This window comes from Sulfuricurvum sp. (genome assembly GCF_023229695.1).
Taxonomy (GTDB): domain Bacteria; phylum Campylobacterota; class Campylobacteria; order Campylobacterales; family Sulfurimonadaceae; genus Sulfuricurvum.
Map to the genome: position 1 here is coordinate 39,078 of NZ_JALNYS010000004.1, position 20,010 is coordinate 59,087.

A 20,010-nucleotide genomic window follows, 5' to 3' on the forward strand; every position below is an offset into this window, starting at 1 on the left:
AGATTAGTGTTTAAGCATTGGCATGGTGCGTAAAAGATCGGCCAATATGGCCCCCTCTTCTTCTTCAAATGCCCGGACGATCACCGGATCAAACGCATGCCCGGACATCTTTCGCACTTCGGCAACCGCTTGTTGAAACGTTTTGCCCGGACGATACGAACGCTCGCTGATCAATCCGACAAACTGCTCCGCAAATCCGAGAATCTGCGCCGGAAGCGGAATTTCATTCCCGAATAGCCCCAAAGGATACCCCTGCCCGTCATACCGTTCATGATGGCATTTAATCAGATCCCCGATCGGATAGATCTGATTGAGCGGCTCGACAATAATACTGCCGTATAAGGGGTGATTACGAATCGTATCCATCTCCCCTTCCGAGAGTTTCTCCTGTTTTCCCAGCGAAAAACTGACATCGGCAATCATTCCGATATCATGCAGTTTAGCAGCGATTTCAAGATTTTTGATCGACGAAGCGTCCAATTGCAGACTGTGCGCAAGGCATACCGCAATATTCTCCACCAGATCAGAGTGGTGATTAAAATAAGGAAATTCCAGCTCCATCGCCTCATTCGAATGGATCAGAAACTGCAAAAACTGCTCTGCATGTTTTAAATTATCCTCTTCATGGACAAAAAGGGAGTAGGAGGAGTCGACAAATCCCCCTATCGTATTTAATTGATCCGGCTCCAGCGCTGAAGCGGTTACGATCGTCATCCGGCACCCCGAATGGTGAATGTAAAACTCTTTCGAAACCCCTTGTGAGCTTTTTTTCCCGTAGTGGTACTCTTTTTTATTTTTTTCATCATGAATCAACACCTCGTACGCACGGATCGCTTTCATAATGATGTTGGAGATAAAAAAGAAAAATCGCTCACGGTCATACTGCCAGGACAAAAAGGAGGCCGAGAGCTTCGTGGTTATGTGGGCAATGCGCGACTGGCGCTCCGTGGTCAGCTCGGTTGAGACGAGACTGTAGAGCTTGATCCCGTTTTCACATAGGATTTGCATTTGCCGGTAAAGCTCACTGTTGTGCGCGATCACTTTGTCGCGCGTATAGAGCCGCACCACCGAAAATTTGTTTTGTCCGACAAACGTGGTGATAAAAAAATTGCCCGATTTTCCGTCTTCGCTATGGGCCTCTTTTTCGTTGATCAAAAGGGGCATACTGACCGCATGTTTGTTGCTCCCGCTGAGATTAATCTCAAATACCAATCCGTACATCTCCTGACGGCGGCTGTACATGGCCAGATGTTCACCGTTGGCAGCCTTGCAGATATCCTCGAAAACTTTCTCGATTTCCGTGCCGTTGGAAGAGCGGCTTAACCGTCCGACCACATCCAGAGCCGTTTGAAGATTTTTGCTGTTTTTTTGGTTTTGACGGTACAGCAATCCGATGATACCGACCAAAATCGCGATCACACTTATCCAGAAAAGGATAGTCAGATTCCCGAAGAAAAATCCTGCGTTTTCTGCTACCGCATTGACCTGTTCGGGAATAACATTATTGGCAATATAACGGGTCTCTTCCAAGCTTGCCATCTTCTACCCCTCTTTAATATTTTTGATATTTGGAGTAATCCCCGTCGATACGGCTTTTACTATCCACAAATTTTGAACGCTCATCCGATCCGTAAAATATTTTTCTCACTTTTTCCTGATCTTTCCGGCTTAGCGTTATTTCGATCAGTGTTTTGGTCGAAGGCTGTAAAAAATAATCGGGATTTTTCAGCGGTATTTGAATAATCATCCGTCCGATTTCCGGATCAACAACCGGGACAATACGTTCAACCACTCCGCTTCTTTCCACCGATGGGGTCGTTAAAAAAGAGAGCTTGACTTTTTGACCGACTTTCACAAACTGGTAAAGTCCGGGGGCCAACGCACCGTAAACGACAACATTCTCGATGTTGATAATTTCGCCCAGCTCATCGTTTGTTCCCAGACGCTGCCCCTCTTCGAGATTGAACTTCGTTAAAAATCCATCCCCCATCGCAATGATATTCGTACGGGTCAGCTGATAGCGAAGTTGCGATAGTTCCGCATAATAATCTTGCAAAACCCCTCTATCCTCTTCATATACTTTATTGCGCCCCGCTTCAACCAAACGACGCTCATCCTCATTAACCAAAAGGGTGAGATAGCGATCCTCGGCATTGTCAAATTCGATTTTGCTTGCGGCGCCGGCATAATAGAGCTGTGCGATTTTCTGAAGCTGAAGTTTGGCATTATCCAGTACCGCTTCATGCTCCGCTCCCCCTCCCCCTTTGGTATTGACTCTCATAGAGCGCTGTTTGGAGCGTATCTTCTCCTGAATTTTTTCGATCTCAATCAAGATCGGACGCTTGTCATAGGTGGCAATCGTCTCCCCCTTATGGACATTGTCCCCGTTGCGTTTCAACACATAGAGGATCTCGCCGTCGATGGGGGCCATGATCTTGCTCTCCTCTGCCGGACGGACAAATCCCTCTATCCTTAAAACCGTCTCTTTATTGACATCCGTAACCTGACGCTCTTCCGCCGATTTAACACAGCCGGTCAATAAAATTGACAAAAATATTAAACTCCCATACAAATGTTGATATTTCATCCGCTTTCACCTTCCCTTTTTGTAGTGAGTTTGACCATTCCGGAAACCGAAATATTTTTAGAAAAAAGAATGACTAACGATAATAATATCGGAACCATGTTTAACAACAAATGATACAAGACGGCAATGGCAAACGCACTCTCTTTGGAAATCCCGTACCACCCCGCCGCCATAACGATTCCGGCATGAAACGTCCCCGTTCCGCCCGGCAAAAGCGGTACCGCCATCGCCAGCGAACCGACCAGATAGATGATAAAAAGTGCCTTCCATTCCAGTACAAATCCCCCGATCTGGGTTAAAAAGAAAACCATGGTCAGAAAATAGGTCCCCCGTAAAAAGATCGTGTAGAGCACAACAATCACAATCCGCTCATTCTCTAGCTCTCGTTGAATCACTCGGATGATTTTCAACCCGTATACCCGAATCACCCGCACCGGTATTTTGGAAGCTCCCCATTTAATAAAATGGCCGTTTCCATTTTTCAACAGGTAAATCGCCCCGATCATCACCACAATTACCAGTACCGAAAGATCTTTCATCATTTGAGAGTCGGCAACCAGCCAGGCAGACAACAAGACCATTAATGCAACAACAAAAAGATCAGCGCCCCGCTCCAGCACAATGACTCCGACCCCCCGATTGATCGGGTAGTTGTAAAAATTGCGCAAATAGATAACACGGGAAACCTCTCCCAGCTTGGCAGGGAGGATGACATTGATAAATCCACCGATAATAATCGCTTCGACCGATGCCATCCAGCTGCACTGATACCGTGAGAGATAACTCCACCGCACGGCCTGAACCGCATCGTTCCAGACGATCAACACGGCCCCTGCCGCGATCATCGCCGGGCTGTAGCTTCGCAAACCGGCTTCAAACGCCTTCCAGTCGATTCCCGATACCAGATAACGGACGATCGCAATCGCAATAATAATTTTTATCGCAAGAAAAATCCACTGTTTCACCCGCTTAGAGAAAACATTCAAATTGATTTCCTTACCGTCGACGCTAGGGTCACCGAATCTTTGGAGAGATGCTCTACCGTCTTTAAAATAGACCCGAATCGGGTCAAATAAAAGGCAAGGACGGACAAAGGGATCTCTTTTCGGTAACTGTTAAGGGTCTCTTTGATACTCATCGAATCAAAAGGGTGAAGATAGATAACCTTATGCTCATGCGGATCAATTTTCTTCCCTAAAATGTTAATCCATTTTGTCCCTGCCGGGAACCGTCCGTAAATGGTCGATACCGGAATCTGGGGGAGCAGGCCGTACTCATATTGGCGCTCTTTATACCTCCCGGCTAAAGAGGTGTTAACGGAGCTTGAATCGTACAGAAACCCAAGCTCCGTCAGTACCTCTTCGGTCCATTGATTTTTCCGAAACTGCGGTGTTCGAAATCCGATGATCTCGTTTCCGGTAGCCTCTTCCAAAACCCCTTTGGATCGAACAATCTCATTGAGAAGCTCCTCTTTGGTCAAAAGATCGTATCGCAGATTATGGTTGAACCCGTGAGAGGCGATCTCATGGCCGGCATTTGCGATCATCTTTAAAAACGGTTTGGTTGATTCAACCGTTTCACCAGAGACAAAAAACGTCGCTTTGGCCCCCGCTTTTTCGAAACACTCCAGAAGCGGTATCGTCATTTTCTCAATCGCACGCCACGATTTGATCCGCCCCCCCCAATCAAACTCATAATCCACCGTTAAACTCGTCATTTGCAATCCCTTACCCGCATACGCGGCCGCATATTCCACATCTCTCTGCGGACGGTGCTGATTTGATCCGATAACAGGGCAAAAACAAACAGCATCACCGTAGCGATAAAAAGGGTCAGCGTCGTATCGGTCATATTGAAATCGATTAGATTGGATAAAAATGAGCCCGTCGTCAAAAGTCCGAAGAAAAAGACCATCGGAAGGATCACCCGCATCGGTTTAAATATCATCCCCATTTGCAATACCTTCAATATCGCCCGAAACCCCGCATTCATATTGACCATACTTTTCCCTTCGGTGCGGGCTTGAATATTGATTGGGATGTAGGCAATCGGTTTTTGATCCGAAAGATAGGCCAGTGTCTGCGATGTGGTGAAACTGAAACGGTCCGAACACACATGAAAAAAGCGCATCGTTTCAAAACGGTTAAAGACCCTAAACCCCGAATTAAGATCTTTAATATCGTACTGAAACAAAAATTTTGCCAAAAAATGCAACACAATTTTTCCAAGAACCCGCTTCGCTTTGGTCTGGGTGATTCCACGCGCACCTACCACCATCATCCCCGGTTCAAATGCATCCAGTAAGGCCGGAATATCCTCAGCCAAATGCTGCCCGTCCGAATCCATAATGATCACGGTATCGTGTTGTGCGCCACAAATACCCGTTTTAAGCGCCGCACCGTAACCCCGATTAATTTTGTGTTCAACCAAGGAAATAAAATCGATACTGCGTAAAATTTCACCGCTTTTATCTTTGGAAGCATCATTGACACATACGATTTCATACTTTTCTGCAAATCCATGGCTGTCCAAATCTTGTTTAAGATTTTCCAACACCGACCGGATCATTTTCTCTTCATTGTAAACCGGTATGACAATGGTAAACATCCTATCCGTTTGTTCTTCGCATCCGGCTTCCATTATAATCTCCCGCTGATTTTGGATTTATCCAGTAACCCCTTAATATCGTATATGATCGTATCCTCGGGAGAGGGATACGGCAATGTCAAAAATTGCTTATGCCCCACCGCCAATACAATGGCATCGTACTGGTCCAATTCAGGTTGATCCGACAATAAGCTCAGCCCGTACTCATGGGCCACCTCCTTCGCATCGGCCCACGGATCATAGATATCGATTCGACACCCGTAGTCTTTCAATTCATCAATCACATCGATGACACGAGAATTACGGATATCGGGACAATTCTCTTTAAAGGTCATCCCTAGAATCAAAACAGAGGAGTGTTCGATCCGAATCCCTTTTTTAATCATTAACTTAATAATTTTTTTCCCGACGATCAGCCCCATATTGTCGTTAATCCGTCTTCCGGCCAGGATCACTTCCGGATAATACCCGAGACTTTCGGCTTTATGGGTAAGATAATAGGGATCAACGCCGATACAATGTCCTCCGACCAGACCCGGCTTGAATTTCATAAAATTCCATTTGGTACCGGCCGCTTCAAGGACATCGTGCGTATCAATCCCCATCCGGTCAAAAATCAACGCCAACTCATTGATATAGGCGATATTGATATCGCGTTGGCTGTTTTCGATCACTTTCGCCGCTTCGGCCACTTTAATCGAGCTGGCTTTAAACGTCCCCGCTTCGATGATGCTTCGGTAAAGTTCATCCACTCTATCGGCGATCTCCGGGGTACTCCCCGATGTCACTTTTAAAATCTTCGTCACCGTATGCTCTTTATCTCCGGGATTGATCCGCTCCGGACTGTAGCCGCAGAAAAAATCTTCGTTAAACGTCAATCCGCTCCCCTCTTCCAAAAGCGGGACGCAATCCTCTTCCGTACAGCCCGGGTAAACGGTACTTTCATAAATAACGATATCCCCTTTTCCCAAAACCTTTCCGACCGTTCGACTTGCCGAAAACACCGGCTTAAGATCAGGATTTTTATATTTATCAATCGGTGTCGGTACCGTCACGATATAGATCGTACAGTCGCGAATCTCCTCAAGATCGGTCGTATACGACAAGAATTCCGAAGCTTTAAGTTTCTCACTCTCCACTTCAAGGGTGCGGTCATATCCCGAAACCAACTCTTCAATCCGGTGTTGATTAATATCAAAACCGACTGTCGGATATTTTTTTCCAAATTCAACGGCCAACGGCAATCCAACATACCCAAGTCCGACAATCGCTATTTTTATATTTTCCATATTTACTAATCTCCCTCACGGATAAATTTCATCTCTATTGCGCCCAAGCAACGATTTTCGTTTTATGCTTCCCTATGAATATTTCAAATTGTGGATATACCACGAAATGGACTCTTCCAGCCCTTTTGAAATATCGTGTGTCGGCTCATACCCAATCATATCTCTCATTTTATCGATATTTGCATTGGAATGCCGAATGTCACCTGCTCTGAAATCTCGAAATATCGGCTCTTTTTTCACAAAATTTTCCAGATTTGTCAGGAGCCCTTCGACAATAGCACCATAAAGTTCATTCAAGGTATTTCTCCCCCCTACCGCCGTATTAAAAGCCTCACCAAAAACTTTTTCATTAGTGGTCGTCCCCGCCAAAATGTTTGCCTGCACTACATTTTGTATGTAAGTAAAATCTCTGCTGGTCTCACCGTCGCCGTTGATGTAAACACTCTCCCCCTTCAAAAGGGCACTGACCCATGTCGGTATAACCGCCGCATACGCTCCATGGGGATCTTGCCGTTTTCCAAACACGTTAAAATAGCGAAGTCCGACGGTTTCAATTCCGTAGCATTTGCGAAATACTCCGGCATACAGCTCATTGACGTATTTGGTAACCGCGTAAGGAGAAAGGAGATTTCCCGTTCGCGACTCCACCTTCGGGAGTTCTTCCGAATCGCCGTATACGGAGGAAGAAGAGGCATATACGAACCGTTTAACCCCATTCTCTTTTGCTGCGGTCAGGATATTTAAAAACCCGGTGACATTCGAATCGTTTGAGACAACCGGATTGTCAATCGACCTCGGAACCGACCCCAGTGCGGCTTGATGCAGTACGATATCCACCCCTTGCGTCACGCGCATACACGTTTCAAAATCGCGTATATCCCCTTCCATAAAAGAAAAATTACCCCACGCGTCCGGCGTTACACACGCTTGGATATCATCCAGATTGTGCTGATAACCGGTCGAAAAATTATCCAACCCTACCACTTTTTGATTGTGAGACAATAAGGTTTCCACAAGATTAGACCCTATAAAACCGGCACACCCGCTCACCAGCCATGTTTTTTGCTTCTCGTCCAACTCATTTAAGATTTTGGTATACTGCATCTTCGTATCCTTTATGCGTCCGCTAAATAGCGGCGTAGTTTCGGCCCGACAAAATCGGCCACCGGCTTGGGGAGTCTCTTCCATACCGCCGCCGCCGTGGAATATTTGGAATAGATATCCTCGCTCTGCGGCCGATAATCACACAACCCTACCGGCCTTGCCCCCATCCTTTGCTTAAACAGATAGGTCCCCCCGTGTTTGGTATAGGGGCTTCTTCCGAAGTCAAATATTTTCTGCCCGCGCTCTATGGCGTGATAAATCGCATCCCGATACATCAGCTGATTGGCAAACAGTTTGGAAAATTTGGGGTTGGATCCCCCGTAAGGGTTCCATGTAATCGCGCTGTCATTTGTCATGATCATCCCCGAAGCGGGTTCGTCTGCGACATAGGTAACAATCACCTCCAGCTCAATATATTTTACCAGAGTATCCAGTAAAGCGCGGCTAAAGGGGGGAGTGCCGTGCCGATACATTGTCATGGTATAGAGCTTATAAAAATCGTCCAGCAACTTTTTTTCATTCCCGATTGCCGTCCTCAATCCCGCACGTTCGGCTTGCCGGACCTGATTTCTCGCCGTTGCATTAAAGTTTTTCATGATCGGTTCTTTCTCACCGCTCGATATATCCAGACGCATCGTCACCGGTTCAGACTCGGCAAACTCTTTTTTATCCGGATCAATCGTCCGGATCGTATAGCTCTTCCCCTCCACAAAACTCAAAAGGTCAAAACATGCGTGTGCATTTCGATCGGTATAGGTGAGCCCCGGCACATAACTGTACGTTTTTTTCCCGCTCAACGAAGGGACGATGTAAAATTTTCCCTCTTTTTTGTATCGATAAAACTCAGCAAACGCATCTCCCCACCGTTCTACAAAATTGGCGGTAAATACACTCTCATACATCCTTCACCCCTTTTTTCATCTACTCCCCCTTTCATCCGTAAATATTGCTTCACTTTTCCCTTTCGGACACACTATCCGTCTGCCAGGTAACGTCGAAGTTTCGGCCCTATAAAATCGGCGATCCCTTTCGGAAGCTTTTTCCAGATTGACGATGCCATCGTGTATTTTGAATAGATATCCTCGTCTTTATGCCGATAATTGGTCAAACCGACCGGGTGTCCCCCCATTTTTTCTTTAAACCAGTAGGTACCGTGCCCTCTATGCACGGTATAAGGGCATCTCCCGAAATCAAATACCCTCTTTCCAAGATCCATAGAGCGATAAATCGCATCCAGATACACCAACTCATTGGCATACGAAGTGTTATAGTCACGGTTGTCTCCGCCATACGGACACCATCCTATGGCATCGTCATAGACCATAAGGAGACTCGCGGCCGGTTTCTTCTCGACATACGCGACCACCGCTTCCAACTCGATAAACCTTGCGAGGGTGTCAAGAAAATCGCGGGCAAAAGGGGGACTCCCCAGCCGATGCATCGTTGACGTATAGAGGAGATAAAAATCATCCAACAACACCTTCTCTTTTCCGATACGGGTGACGACCCCGCCGCGTTGCGCCCGTCGGATGAGCTTGCGCGTCGATTCATGAAGATTGTGAAAGATCAGCTCTTTCTCACCGCTCGATATATCCAGACGCATTATGACCGGCTCGTGTTCGCCAAACTCCTCTTTATCCGGATCAATCGTCCGGATCGTATAGCGTTTCCCCTGAGCGTCGTTCAGCAGATCGGAGCAGTTTCCGGCCAATTTGTCCGTATAGGTCAGCCCCGGCAGATAACTGTAGGTATTTGTCCCCTTTAGCGAAGGGACGATTAAAAACTCCCCCTCTTGCGAATAGTGATAAAACTCGGCAAACGCATCTCTCCATCTGCGGATAAAATCGGCAGAAAGTACCGTATGCTTAATGTCGCCGCTCATTGTACTTTTCCCGTTTTATTCTCATCCGCAAAATTATTGGGACGGGTAAAGATCTCTTTGATCGGATGGTGCCCCGTTTTTTTCTGCTCCTCGATAAAAAGGAGATCCATATACTCTTTATTATTAATTTCATACACTATCGCATGCGGCGATTGATAATAGACCTTTATCCGTCCCGGATGGTAAATCGAGTAAACACTGACCCAATCGTTAAATTGTCCCTGTATCTCTCCGCGCCACCGGTAATACCACTCTTCCATCCCCCGGTACGTATGGGGAATCAGCTCTACAAATAAAAAGACTTTGGGGGTCGGAATCTTCAAATACCGCTCTTTCGGATCGTATTCGCGTACAAAATCCTGTGTATTGTAATGGTACCCTTTGGTTAAAATTTCTGCGTATTCGGGGACATACGAGATAATCGTCCAGGTAAAGGGCTGCTCGTCTTTTTTGATCCGATGGGCCAGATAGGAGAAATCGGAATACTCAATCCCGTTCAGCGCGGTCCAGAACTCCTGTTTTTCGATCCATTTGGGGCTCACCCATGCAACACCGGCAGCCGCTACCAAAGAGATCCCCGATACAACAACCCGCCATCGTGTTTTGTCGGTGAGCTTTGAAACCGGCAAAACGATCAAAACGTAAAAAATCACCCCTGAAATCATCGCCCAGGAGAGGAGAAGCGCTTCAGCCGCACGGGAGGGTTCGACAAATTTCGGCAACCCCATAATCGTCGAAAGATTAATAAAAATAACCCCTATCGCGATAAGTGCGATACTGCTCCATTCAAAACGGCGTTTGGTGAACTGCACCGCAATGAGAAGAAAAAAAACAACGGCAATCAACCCTAACAGCGCATACGAGGGGAGAACCAGATAGATCTCTTCAAACGCAAAATCCGATTCATACACCATAACCGTTTTTGCCGATTTCGAAATAACTCCGAGTTTGTTCAGCATAATATCGATAATCGGTGCAGCCGCACCGATTCGGTTCAAACCGCCGTATTTCATAATCGAAAGGAGCCATGCGTTTCCGACGATTGACGCAATTAAAACGGCCAACGCACCGTATTTCAATTTTTCCAGTGTCAGTTTTCGGTTCAGTATAGCCCAAACGGCTATCAGCAGACTGACAACGACCAAATAAATCGCAATCCCTCCGTGAAAGGTAAAAACGAGCAAAAGGGTGACACCGTACCACCAGATATGTTTTTTTTCATCCGATGAAAACGATTTAATAAAAAAATAGAGGTTGGGAAGATAAAAAGCATAGCTCAGTTCATACGGCAAACCGGTCGAAAGACGTGTCGAGGGGATCATTCCGACCCCTTCGGAACTCCCGGTCAACGTCTCCAAAGGCCACGGTAAATAGAAATTCATCCCCAGAAAATGGGTAATGGCAGGATTGGTGGTAACGTAGTTCCCGACCCCGAAAAGGTTAATCAACGGACTGATTAAAATAACTCCGAATACAAATACGGCAAATACCCCGACCGCCGTTGAACCGGTCATTTTTTTGAGGAAATAAAAAAGACCGAACAATAAAAACAGATTGACATAAAACGGATAAATACTAAAAAGAACTTGGAACCCCTGATTACTAATGACGGAAAGAAAAAAGTTAAAAACCGTCGTACCGTAAAAGTCCGCTCCGGCAGTTTTCCCCTCATAAAAAAGCTCTCCCCGGTACAAAAAGGATGCCCATTCGAAGAATTGCGCGGAGTCCGAAGCCCCATACGAAAAGGTTAAAAACCCCCGCAAGCTGAGCAATACTGTGGGGTAAAGAAAGATAAGGGCGATAACACTTCCGACAAAAAAAGCGCTCCAGGAAAAATTTTCCCACTTAGTCTTAACGTATTGCGCAAAGGCTATTTTAAGGGTGTGCAAAAATAGCGGCAAATCATCCAAAGCGTCCAACGTTTGCACCAGTATCTTATTCTGCAACTTGACAAAAAAGAGCCGTAAATGGATTTTGTCATAATATTTCATGACCAGCAATTTCGTCAGGACGATCGTAGAGAGAAAAATAAGGTAACTAAAAATCCCGAGTACGAGCAAAAGGGGGATCATGATCTCGATATACAAAACCATGTAAAGGACATTGAACATCACTTTATCATAGCCGTCTTTAATTCCGATTTGGGGAAATACTTTAGAGGGGAGCCAGTAGAAAAAAAACGCGATTAAGATACCCAGTTTAAAAAACTCCGGAATCAATATCTCAATCACCCACGGAAGGGTAAAATAGTCTATATACGGACCCATTATCTCTCTTTTCCAATCATCGGGTTAGTCAACTTATAACTTCGGTTTCGGGTTTTCCAGAAATTTGGCACGCCCGTCACCCTGACGCTGCAGCACCCACGACAAAAGCTTCCATCGATACAGCTCTCCGTCGTTATCCGCCTGCCAGTAGACCGTTGGCACCGTAGTGACGATCAACCCTTTCCCCAGCGTACCGTAGCCGGCATACAGTGTCCCTGCATTGTCAATCAGCAACGGATTCGTTTGAATAATCGGATAGGTTTCGATAAAACTTCCGGATCGGAAAATGACATTTTTAACCCCCTGCAGCTGCGATGCGGACGAAGCCGCTCGCAGCCCGATCACAGCCGGTTCGTAATTGACCATATCGATCGAGTTGCTTTTCAAAACGCGATGCCGCACGGGCAATCCGAAAATACTCCCCCGATCTTTGGAAAACAGCGCCATCGTTTTGGCATCGTTAATCCCTCCGTAAGGATAAAAGGTTTCAAATCGGCTGGCACGCAGCCCCGCTTCGCTCCATAATATCCCCCCGTTTTCAATCCAGTGTTTTAACATCTCCATCTTGGAAGGGGATATATTATACGCTTTGGCGATGTTGGTCATAAAATCGTCCACCATTGCCCCCCCTTGCGTTATACCGACGCTCTGGATATAAATAATCGTGTAAAGGGCCGGCTCTTTTGAAAGTGACGTCCAGTCCACTTTATCCAGAGAAACACCCTTCCAGGATGGCTGAAGATTGTCATAAAAATCGTCATGAAATTTCCCGTGAAAATCAAAAGGGGAAATGGGGGCGATAAAAGGGAACTCCTTCAACGCTTCCCTCTCCGTCCATTTATCCAGAACATAAATCCCGCTCGTCGGCACATTGTAAACCGCTACCGGTTTATCGCTAAGCAGCTCATTTTTCAAATCGCTGAATGTATCATTTTTGGTTGAGCATCCGCTAAAAACCAGTAATAGGGCAATTGCCCCTATCGCAAATACTTTTTCCATTCCATCCCCTTCTTAATAAGCTGAATAATAATAATAATCGAGATTTTTAAAAAACCGATTTCCAAAATGGATAACAAAACCCCAAAATAGTATTGATCCGGTCAAAAGGCCGAAAACGGCATATTCGTATCCCAACAGTCGGCTTAAAATCAACCCCACAATGATGTTGACCACAACCGCAACCGCAATCCCCTTGACAACCGCTTTATACCGCGAATAAGAGAAAAAAAACAGGATATTGGTCAACGCATTCGATAAAAAGGCATAACTTATCGCCGCAAAAAGATAAATAAACGGGGTCGGTGCCACCATAAATACATCGAGAAAATCCCAATCGGTATATTTGGCCAATAAAAATATGGCGAAATAGACGAATATGATAACGAAAAATGATATAACAAAAAATATAATATTATACTTCAGAAAGAACCGCTGATAAATCTTGTTAAAAATCCGCGTCTCATCGTATCGATGTTTGGTAATATCGACGTTGACCCGGTACATAAACTCGTAAATGATCACCTCACTCATCCCGATCAGCAAAATCAAAACGATAAGGGCCCAGTCTAGTCCGATCTCATCGCGGACATTAAACCAGATAAAGTATGGCTGAAACGGCGTCGCACTCCACGCAAGGATGCGGTCCATAATCAAAAACAGAAAATAGAGGGTCCCGTAGATCATATAGGGATTGAGAGAGTAAAACAGGAGCGAGAGCCTCGGCTCCGCATCCCCCTCTTTCTCACGGCTCTTCTCTTTAAGTTTACGGATCCGCCGAAAAGCATCCACAAAAACAATCACATCGGTTATCAACAACGACAATACCTGAGAAAGGATAATCCCTAAATGAAAAAATAAAATATGGAAAAAATAAACCAGAACCACCCCGACAAGGATATATAAGGCAATCGTTCCGTAGAGTTCCATCATATAAAAAATGGCGAGTGTCGTAAACAAAAAAGCAAGGAGAAAATAATAGACGATCAGGTACAACATCATATCTTTTGGGATAAGATCGAAAACAAAATTCATCAGGTAGATCAAGATACCGACGATAATAATCTGGACAATAAATATTCGAAAAAGCTTCCCGCTAATCTTATGGGCCAGATTGTACTCTTCCATTTTGATGTAAAACAGCCCTTTGCGCCCGATCGCTTGCGCAGGACCGCCGGTCACAACCAATGCCGCAAACGTCCCTACCGCAATCGCCGTTGCCGTCCGCACATCCAAATCAAGACTCGACCATAACCCATACCCGATAACAAGGGTAAAAAAGACCTGAATAAGCATCGGCAGCGCAAACGCCATTCCGGCAAAATAGTTGAGCGTTATCCGTTTGACTTTGGATGGGGGTGCTTCCAGCTCATAGGTTTTAACCTCGTATTTATAATCTTCAATAAATTCGGTGAGCATTTTTGCCAATGCAAAAAGGCTCTCCAGCCCATACTGCTCCCGCGCATCAATATCCCGCAACCCGTATATCTCTAAAAGAGCGGTGATCTCCCAATGATTTAACGGTCTCCCCTTCCCCTGCGTAATGGCTTCATAGAGTGCGCGCCACTCTTTTACCATTTTCAGCGTTTCAGGATTTGGCCCTTCAAACGTATTATTTATAATACTATTACTCATCTTTGACCCTGAAAAATTCGTCCAGCTCTTCTTTAATCTCTTCATCACTTAAATTATCTTCATGTGGATAAAGATAACTATCCGAGATTTTTGTAGTCGGCGGCTGCTGATATAACCCTTCGTACATATTCCGGTAATTAAAAACCATATCTTCGATCCGAAAACCGTTCAGAATATGTTCACGGGCCGCAACTCCCATCTCTTCCGCCATCGTTTTATCGCTTAAAAGCAATAAAACTTTTTGGGCAAATTCTTCGTAATCTTTGGGCTTGACCACATATCCGAACCCCTCCAAAACCTCTTTTGTCCCCCCGACGTCCGAAGAAACCATCACTTTTTCACACGCCATCGCTTCAATCACAACAAAAGGAAATGCTTCGGAAATACTCGTCAGCATCACGACATCCCCCTCATTATAGGCTTCGGCAGGATTTGAAGTCATCCCCGCAAAAATAAAATTTCTTTCAACGCCCAGCGTCGCTACCAGCTTCTCGCACCGTTCGTAATATTCAGGATCAATTTTCGGTCCGTAGAGTTTAAACAGCGCATCCGGTATCGCTTTGGCAACCAAAGCGCACGTATGGATAAATGTCTCAATATCTTTCAGGGGATCGATCCGTGCCACCATCACGACGGTCGGTCGCACTGAGCGGGCAACTTCGAGCCGTTTAAAACGTTCCGTATCGATACCGTTGTAAATCGTATGGATCTGCCCCTCCGCAGCCCCCCAACTCATCTCCCACCGCTTATTATAGTTGCATACCGGAGCAATAATATCGGCATGATAATAATTCAGACGTGCCACCATCGTGATCAGATCCATCAAAAATTCTTTCGTCCGTAGCGGCATTTGCGTTCGTGACGCCTGCAGCATCTGTTCGCGAATATAAATACCGTGTTCCGTCAATAAAAAGCGGCTTCCGTGAATTTTTTTCGCAATCACACACGGTAAACCGCAAAATGCCGCAGCGGACGAGTGATAAATATCGGCATAGGGGACCGGAGGAAGCAGGGTAATAAAAAATCGAAACATGTACCGCAGTGCTTCAACCATATCGTATACCGACGGTACCTCCTCCTCACTTTTTTCATAAATTTGAAAGACTTTTGTTTTAAACGTGTCCCACACCAATTTCGAACGAAACGTTGTGTGATAATCGTACGATTGAAAAAACCAGTAAAAATCAAGAAGCGTCTGTCCAAGCTCTTCCATATCGACCTTGACACTGTAGATATGATCAATCAGATTATCGAAAATGGGGATAAATTTTTCTTTGATAGTCCGTTCACTGGTTCGCAATTTAGAGTACAAAATAGAGGAAAAGGGGATCGAACGTACAAATTCCGTCGGCTCTTCCGTCCCCCACAGAGGGACTTTAATCACATCGACAATATTATCCGGCAGATCGTATTTCAATTTTACGTAAGGGTGCATCATAATCGGCATCAAAACAAAATCGATCTCCGCTAAATTTTGGATCAGCAAATGGGCCCAGACACTCACCCCGCCCACCTCATACGGATACGTCCCCTCCCCGGTCAGAACAATACGTATTTTTCCAACATCTTTATCCATTAATCCAAATCGCCCGTTAACAAATGAAGCTCATACGCATTTCGTTTTTGCCGGATTTTCGTAACCAGAATCTCCTCTTCCACCTCAATCATCTTTTTCATGCTCGCAGCATACGCGACATAAGGGTCAAGCCCCCCCTCGAAACGGTATTTGGAAATTTTTAAATGGCGTTCCATCAACTCTTTTTGTACCGATAAGAGTTTAAGCATCTGTTTTTCCCGCTCACAGTCGGTAAAAAGTTTATTGACTCTTAAAACAACATTGTGTTGGGCTAAACGCAAATTATTTTTTTCCCGCAATGCTTCAACCATCTTTTTTTCGATCCCCAGATCGATGCTGTTATTGTAAAGGGGGTGGGTAGCTTTAAGCGAAACCAGCCAATTCCCCCCCGTTGAATTGGAAGTGGTTACATTGGTGGTCGTTTTCGAATAACCGGCTCCGGCAAATCCGTTCAAATTGACCTGCCAGTCGTCTTTCCCTTTTTCGCTCAGAATATCACCCGTTTTCAGACGAAAAACGGCGTCGGCTATCTCCACCTGACGACTTTTCTCGATCGCTTTTTTCTGAAGATCTTCAGCACTGTAGTCGGGTAACTGAATCTCCGGCCAGACCAGCGTTACCTCTTCTCTCGGAGAAATCTGCCCTGCTTGCTTAAAAGCTACCGTTGCCGAATAAAGGTCGTATTGCAGCCCTAACATGATTTTTTCCAACGCTATTTTGTCTATTTTTGCATTGATTTGATCGTATGGGTTATCATTCACACCGTTTTGGTATTTTTGCATGGTCATTTGATACAGCTTATCGCTGATATCTTGATAGCGTATCATATAATTTTTTCGTCCCTGCAACTCCAGTAATCGCAAATAAAGCTCAATACCATACAGTTTTACCTGCTCTTTTGCCGATAACTTCTTCATCTTTCCAAGACGTTCCAGAAGCGTCGTATTTTCATTTCGGTAATAATTTTGATTTCCGTCATACAATAGCTTATCGGCCTGAATACCCATCCGCCCCTCAAGCGTCGTACCCATCCCCTCTGTGGGTGTCGGAAGCTGACTTCCTCGGACATAGGTCTGAAAAGTGATGTCAAAATCATAACGGCTTTGATCCATCAGATTTTGAAGCTGCTCTATTTTGGCGTCGTATGCACCGTTAGAGATACCGGTATTGTCGTGTACGATTAACTCCAGATAGGTAGGCAAGGTTAGATTCCCCTCTTGCAACTGCACGGCAGGCAGAGCCGTATCTACCGTATTGCGAAACGATCCGGAGGGAAGGGAGGGAGTTTTTTCAGGATTTTCTACCAGTAACGGGGGCAAACTCCCGTTCCCGTAGTCAATCGGGGTTTGTAGATTTGCCGGTTCTCTCGCAATTTTATTTCTTGACTTAAATACACTATTCTGCACACCCAAAAGAGATACAGCCGTTGCAACTAAAATAATCGGTTTAAACGCATGACTGCCCATTTCTCACCCCGCAAAACTTAAATAATTATAAATTTTTTAATTACTAGTATTCTATGATGTTTTTACTTATATCACACCTTACTTTCGGCAATTCTGTTAAAGTAATCGTGGTCACTAGCGGTTTGTACCCATTTTTTAACGCTATACGATAGATCTCCGCCATTTTTTTCGGTTCAGCAGGATCCCAATAATCGACGCTAAAACGCTCTATCTTACGCTTTGGGTAAAAACGAAAATCATACGGAAACAACGAATACATTTCCGTTTTATAGTCATAATGGGAAATCGTTGATTCATACAATAACGCATCAATCGGGACCTGATCGGCAATTTCAAACCCTCGGTTCAACATCAGTTTCAATTTCGGATACCGTTTTTTAATCGCCCACACCAGATTGATAATGGATTCTGCGGACTCGTTACGGGCGATCAACGAATCAACGGTATCCAAAAACAGTCCGTCATACCCTGCCTCGATAATAGGGGGGATCACCTCTTCGAGCAATAAATCTCTCCAACGGCCGTTAGAAATCTTTATATGATGACTCCCCCACTCCGCATTTTTCCCATCAAGGAGCCCCTCCTCTTTAAGCGTCCGATAATACGTACGGCATCGGCTCACCTCACCCAAACTCACGTAGGCAAAGCTTCGACTCGCCAGTTTTTCTACATTTTGATACTGGTCAGGATCCAGAATAACGGTTTCATACCGTTCGAAATGCCCGACATCGTAACTATTTCCGTAATAAATCAGTAAAGGATATTTTGCATAAAGAGAAGTGGCAAAAAGGAGTAAAGCAAGTTTCCCGGTCACAATGGCCTTATTGTAAGACATTGATTACTCCAAAAGACCACCTTCTCATTCCGGAAATGGTTTCACCTAGCGGTTTGACAAGGCGATTGCAAGATTGTACTGAGCACGGCTATGCCCCTGCTCTGCCGCTTTGCGATACCATCGAATCGCTTCATTCTCATTTTTAGCAATCCCGATCCCCTCTGCATACGCCAGTCCCAGATAGAACTGGGCATCCGCATACCCCTGGCGTGCCGCTTGCATGTACCATTGAACCGCTTGTACGTCATTTTTCGCAATGCCGCGCCCGTCTGCATACCGCAACCCAAGATTAAATTGTGCACTCGGATGGCCCTGTTGCGCTGCCTCATTCAAAAGGGCTACCGCTTGCGTATCATTTTTTACAACTCCGCGTCCCGAAAGATAGGCCAACGCCAGATTAAACTGCGCATCCGCATACCCCTGACGTGCCGCTTCCGTGTACCAATGGGCTGCTTCTGCATCATTTTTGGCAACCCCTCTCCCTTCCGCATATAGAAGTCCCAAATTGTATTGTGCACGCGGTTCCCCTTGACGTGCGGCTTTCATCAGCCATATTGCCGCTTCCGAAACATTTTGATTCTCTTTTGCTGTCGATGTTTGTTCTATCGGCGTAAAAGTAGGCTTCGGTACTGCCGGTGCTGTCGGAACCGTTTCCGATTTTATTGCTGCGGGAACAAACTCTTTTTTGGCTACCGTAATCGGCTGCACCGTCTCTGCAATTTCTTTGTTCTCTTCTTTTAATGAACTTTTTTTCTTTTTTGCCGACTTTTTATTTTTCTCTTTTTGCCGTTTGAGGGGAGCTTGAGTCTCTTGGTTTGTCACATCGGCAATGATCTCAGTTTTTTTATCCGTTGAACCGGATACAGCTGCATCCAAATTAGCATAACGGGTCTCTAAAATCTTCTTTGAATCTTTATCCCCCTGCGCGGCTGCTTTCTCAAACCAGCTCACGGCAAGTTTATCGCTTTTCTCTACCCCTACCCCTGCGCCGTACATCACACCCAAATTAAACTGCGAATCAATATGCCCCTGCTCTGCCGCTTTGGAATACCATTTAAACGCTTCCGTATCACTGCGGGTGACTCCGTAGCCGTTTTCATACAAAATTCCTAAATTATATTGAGCGGCCATATTCCCTTTTTCACCCAAAGGTTGCCATATTTTCAAAGCAGTTGTATACTCTTTTTTATCAAAAGCTTTTATCCCGTCTTGAAATGTCGTTGCGAAAAGTACCGTTGATAAAAGTATGGTGACGAAAGAGAGCCGCCAAAAAGGTAAAGCATGTTTCGAAAAATCCATCGAACAAATCCTTGTGTTAGGTAATTAAAAAAGGTGATAGGGCATAATCCCGCGAATCATATCGTAAATTACATAAGACTTTTTATAAAAACTGCATTTTCTGCTCATTTCTATACCATTCATTTCAAAATGTTAACTGACCCTACACACCTTGTCTAAACAAGTGCGAAAAAATTATTAACTAATTGATGTTACGCATTTTCCGGGCAAAGCCCGTAAAATGGCAGGGACTAAAGTCCCTACAACCCCCTAAAGCTACCCGCATCTTTCGGATGTGCGAGATTAACTTCCCTTGACGCACTTGCTAGGGCAAGATGCGTAAGGCCAGTAACTAATATTTGTTCCTACTCTTACTTTTTAATCAAAAGTTTTTCAAACCGTTACCCTGCTCTTCTTAAAAAACGAAGCCATATTGTGCATTCTATTCACTTTAATTTTCTTCCCATTGTCTCCCTTCATTTTGCTAT

16 protein-coding genes are annotated in these 20,010 nt (G+C 45.1%); all 16 read right to left on the bottom strand.

The window, feature by feature from the left end; genetic code table 11:
* Positions 1 to 3: 3 nt before the first annotated feature.
* Positions 4 to 1,539, bottom strand: a complete 1,536-nt coding sequence (locus M0P91_RS03515) for an HD domain-containing phosphohydrolase (RefSeq protein WP_295064595.1) — start codon at positions 1,537 to 1,539, stop codon at positions 4 to 6.
* 13 nt (positions 1,540 to 1,552) lie between these two features.
* Positions 1,553 to 2,587, bottom strand: coding sequence for an efflux RND transporter periplasmic adaptor subunit (locus tag M0P91_RS03520; protein ID WP_295064597.1), 1,035 nt, complete (start codon positions 2,585 to 2,587; stop codon positions 1,553 to 1,555).
* Positions 2,584 to 3,573 (bottom strand): lysylphosphatidylglycerol synthase transmembrane domain-containing protein, encoded by a 990-nt coding sequence (locus M0P91_RS03525; RefSeq protein ID WP_295064599.1) that lies wholly within the window; start codon positions 3,571 to 3,573, stop codon positions 2,584 to 2,586. The genes M0P91_RS03520 and M0P91_RS03525 overlap by 4 nt, the downstream gene beginning before the upstream one ends.
* On the bottom strand, positions 3,570 to 4,304 hold the full coding sequence (locus M0P91_RS03530) for a polysaccharide deacetylase family protein (RefSeq protein WP_295064601.1): 735 nt from the start codon (positions 4,302 to 4,304) through the stop codon (positions 3,570 to 3,572). Before M0P91_RS03530 ends, M0P91_RS03525 begins: the two co-directional genes overlap by 4 nt.
* The gene (locus tag M0P91_RS03535; protein WP_295064603.1) at positions 4,301 to 5,227 is read right to left on the bottom strand and encodes a glycosyltransferase family 2 protein; all 927 of its coding nucleotides are present in this window, start codon (positions 5,225 to 5,227) and stop codon (positions 4,301 to 4,303) included. Before M0P91_RS03535 ends, M0P91_RS03530 begins: the two co-directional genes overlap by 4 nt.
* Positions 5,227 to 6,474, bottom strand: coding sequence for a Vi polysaccharide biosynthesis UDP-N-acetylglucosamine C-6 dehydrogenase TviB (tviB, locus tag M0P91_RS03540; RefSeq protein WP_295064936.1), 1,248 nt, complete (start codon positions 6,472 to 6,474; stop codon positions 5,227 to 5,229). Before tviB ends, M0P91_RS03535 begins: the two co-directional genes overlap by 1 nt.
* Positions 6,475 to 6,555: 81 nt before the next feature.
* The gene (locus tag M0P91_RS03545) at positions 6,556 to 7,587 is read right to left on the bottom strand and encodes an SDR family oxidoreductase (RefSeq protein ID WP_295064605.1); all 1,032 of its coding nucleotides are present in this window, start codon (positions 7,585 to 7,587) and stop codon (positions 6,556 to 6,558) included.
* A gap of 11 nt (positions 7,588 to 7,598) precedes the next feature.
* A complete protein-coding gene (locus M0P91_RS03550; RefSeq protein ID WP_295064607.1) occupies positions 7,599 to 8,489 on the bottom strand; it encodes a GNAT family N-acetyltransferase in 891 nt (296 codons plus the stop codon).
* Positions 8,490 to 8,560: 71 nt separating this feature from the next.
* Positions 8,561 to 9,469 carry a GNAT family N-acetyltransferase gene (locus tag M0P91_RS03555; RefSeq protein WP_295064609.1) on the bottom strand — a complete coding sequence of 303 codons (909 nt, stop codon included), beginning with the start codon at positions 9,467 to 9,469 and terminating at the stop codon, positions 8,561 to 8,563.
* Positions 9,466 to 11,736, bottom strand: coding sequence for a hypothetical protein (locus M0P91_RS03560; RefSeq protein ID WP_295064611.1), 2,271 nt, complete (start codon positions 11,734 to 11,736; stop codon positions 9,466 to 9,468). The genes M0P91_RS03555 and M0P91_RS03560 overlap by 4 nt, the downstream gene beginning before the upstream one ends.
* A gap of 33 nt (positions 11,737 to 11,769) precedes the next feature.
* Positions 11,770 to 12,735, bottom strand: coding sequence for a hypothetical protein (locus M0P91_RS03565; RefSeq protein WP_295064613.1), 966 nt, complete (start codon positions 12,733 to 12,735; stop codon positions 11,770 to 11,772).
* Positions 12,736 to 12,747: 12 nt separating this feature from the next.
* Positions 12,748 to 14,367 carry a hypothetical protein gene (locus M0P91_RS03570; RefSeq protein WP_295064615.1) on the bottom strand — a complete coding sequence of 540 codons (1,620 nt, stop codon included), beginning with the start codon at positions 14,365 to 14,367 and terminating at the stop codon, positions 12,748 to 12,750.
* Positions 14,360 to 15,943, bottom strand: coding sequence for a GT4 family glycosyltransferase PelF (gene pelF, locus M0P91_RS03575; protein ID WP_295064617.1), 1,584 nt, complete (start codon positions 15,941 to 15,943; stop codon positions 14,360 to 14,362). Before pelF ends, M0P91_RS03570 begins: the two co-directional genes overlap by 8 nt.
* Positions 15,943 to 17,409, bottom strand: coding sequence for a TolC family protein (locus M0P91_RS03580; RefSeq protein ID WP_295064620.1), 1,467 nt, complete (start codon positions 17,407 to 17,409; stop codon positions 15,943 to 15,945). Before M0P91_RS03580 ends, pelF begins: the two co-directional genes overlap by 1 nt.
* Before the next feature lie 43 nt (positions 17,410 to 17,452).
* The gene (locus M0P91_RS03585) at positions 17,453 to 18,244 is read right to left on the bottom strand and encodes an endo alpha-1,4 polygalactosaminidase (protein ID WP_295064622.1); all 792 of its coding nucleotides are present in this window, start codon (positions 18,242 to 18,244) and stop codon (positions 17,453 to 17,455) included.
* Between the two features lie 45 nt (positions 18,245 to 18,289).
* Positions 18,290 to 19,543, bottom strand: coding sequence for a tetratricopeptide repeat protein (locus tag M0P91_RS03590; protein WP_295064624.1), 1,254 nt, complete (start codon positions 19,541 to 19,543; stop codon positions 18,290 to 18,292).
* Positions 19,544 to 20,010: the final 467 nt, after the last annotated feature.

What these genes read in the sequence shown, in the direction of transcription:
- M0P91_RS03555 (WP_295064609.1), bottom strand. Translation starts at nt 9,469, where the DNA reads ATGAGCGGCGACATTAAGCATACGGTACTTTCTGCCGATTTTATCCGC.
- M0P91_RS03520 (WP_295064597.1), bottom strand. Translation starts at nt 2,587, where the DNA reads ATGAAATATCAACATTTGTATGGGAGTTTAATATTTTTGTCAATTTTA.
- M0P91_RS03580 (WP_295064620.1), bottom strand. Translation starts at nt 17,409, where the DNA reads ATGGGCAGTCATGCGTTTAAACCGATTATTTTAGTTGCAACGGCTGTA.
- M0P91_RS03590 (WP_295064624.1), bottom strand. Translation starts at nt 19,543, where the DNA reads ATGGATTTTTCGAAACATGCTTTACCTTTTTGGCGGCTCTCTTTCGTC.
- M0P91_RS03570 (WP_295064615.1), bottom strand. Translation starts at nt 14,367, where the DNA reads ATGAGTAATAGTATTATAAATAATACGTTTGAAGGGCCAAATCCTGAA.
- M0P91_RS03560 (WP_295064611.1), bottom strand. Translation starts at nt 11,736, where the DNA reads ATGGGTCCGTATATAGACTATTTTACCCTTCCGTGGGTGATTGAGATA.
- M0P91_RS03550 (WP_295064607.1), bottom strand. Translation starts at nt 8,489, where the DNA reads ATGTATGAGAGTGTATTTACCGCCAATTTTGTAGAACGGTGGGGAGAT.
- pelF (WP_295064617.1), bottom strand. Translation starts at nt 15,943, where the DNA reads ATGGATAAAGATGTTGGAAAAATACGTATTGTTCTGACCGGGGAGGGG.
- M0P91_RS03545 (WP_295064605.1), bottom strand. Translation starts at nt 7,587, where the DNA reads ATGCAGTATACCAAAATCTTAAATGAGTTGGACGAGAAGCAAAAAACA.
- M0P91_RS03565 (WP_295064613.1), bottom strand. Translation starts at nt 12,735, where the DNA reads ATGGAAAAAGTATTTGCGATAGGGGCAATTGCCCTATTACTGGTTTTT.
- M0P91_RS03530 (WP_295064601.1), bottom strand. Translation starts at nt 4,304, where the DNA reads ATGACGAGTTTAACGGTGGATTATGAGTTTGATTGGGGGGGGCGGATC.
- M0P91_RS03585 (WP_295064622.1), bottom strand. Translation starts at nt 18,244, where the DNA reads ATGTCTTACAATAAGGCCATTGTGACCGGGAAACTTGCTTTACTCCTT.
- M0P91_RS03515 (WP_295064595.1), bottom strand. Translation starts at nt 1,539, where the DNA reads ATGGCAAGCTTGGAAGAGACCCGTTATATTGCCAATAATGTTATTCCC.
- M0P91_RS03535 (WP_295064603.1), bottom strand. Translation starts at nt 5,227, where the DNA reads ATGGAAGCCGGATGCGAAGAACAAACGGATAGGATGTTTACCATTGTC.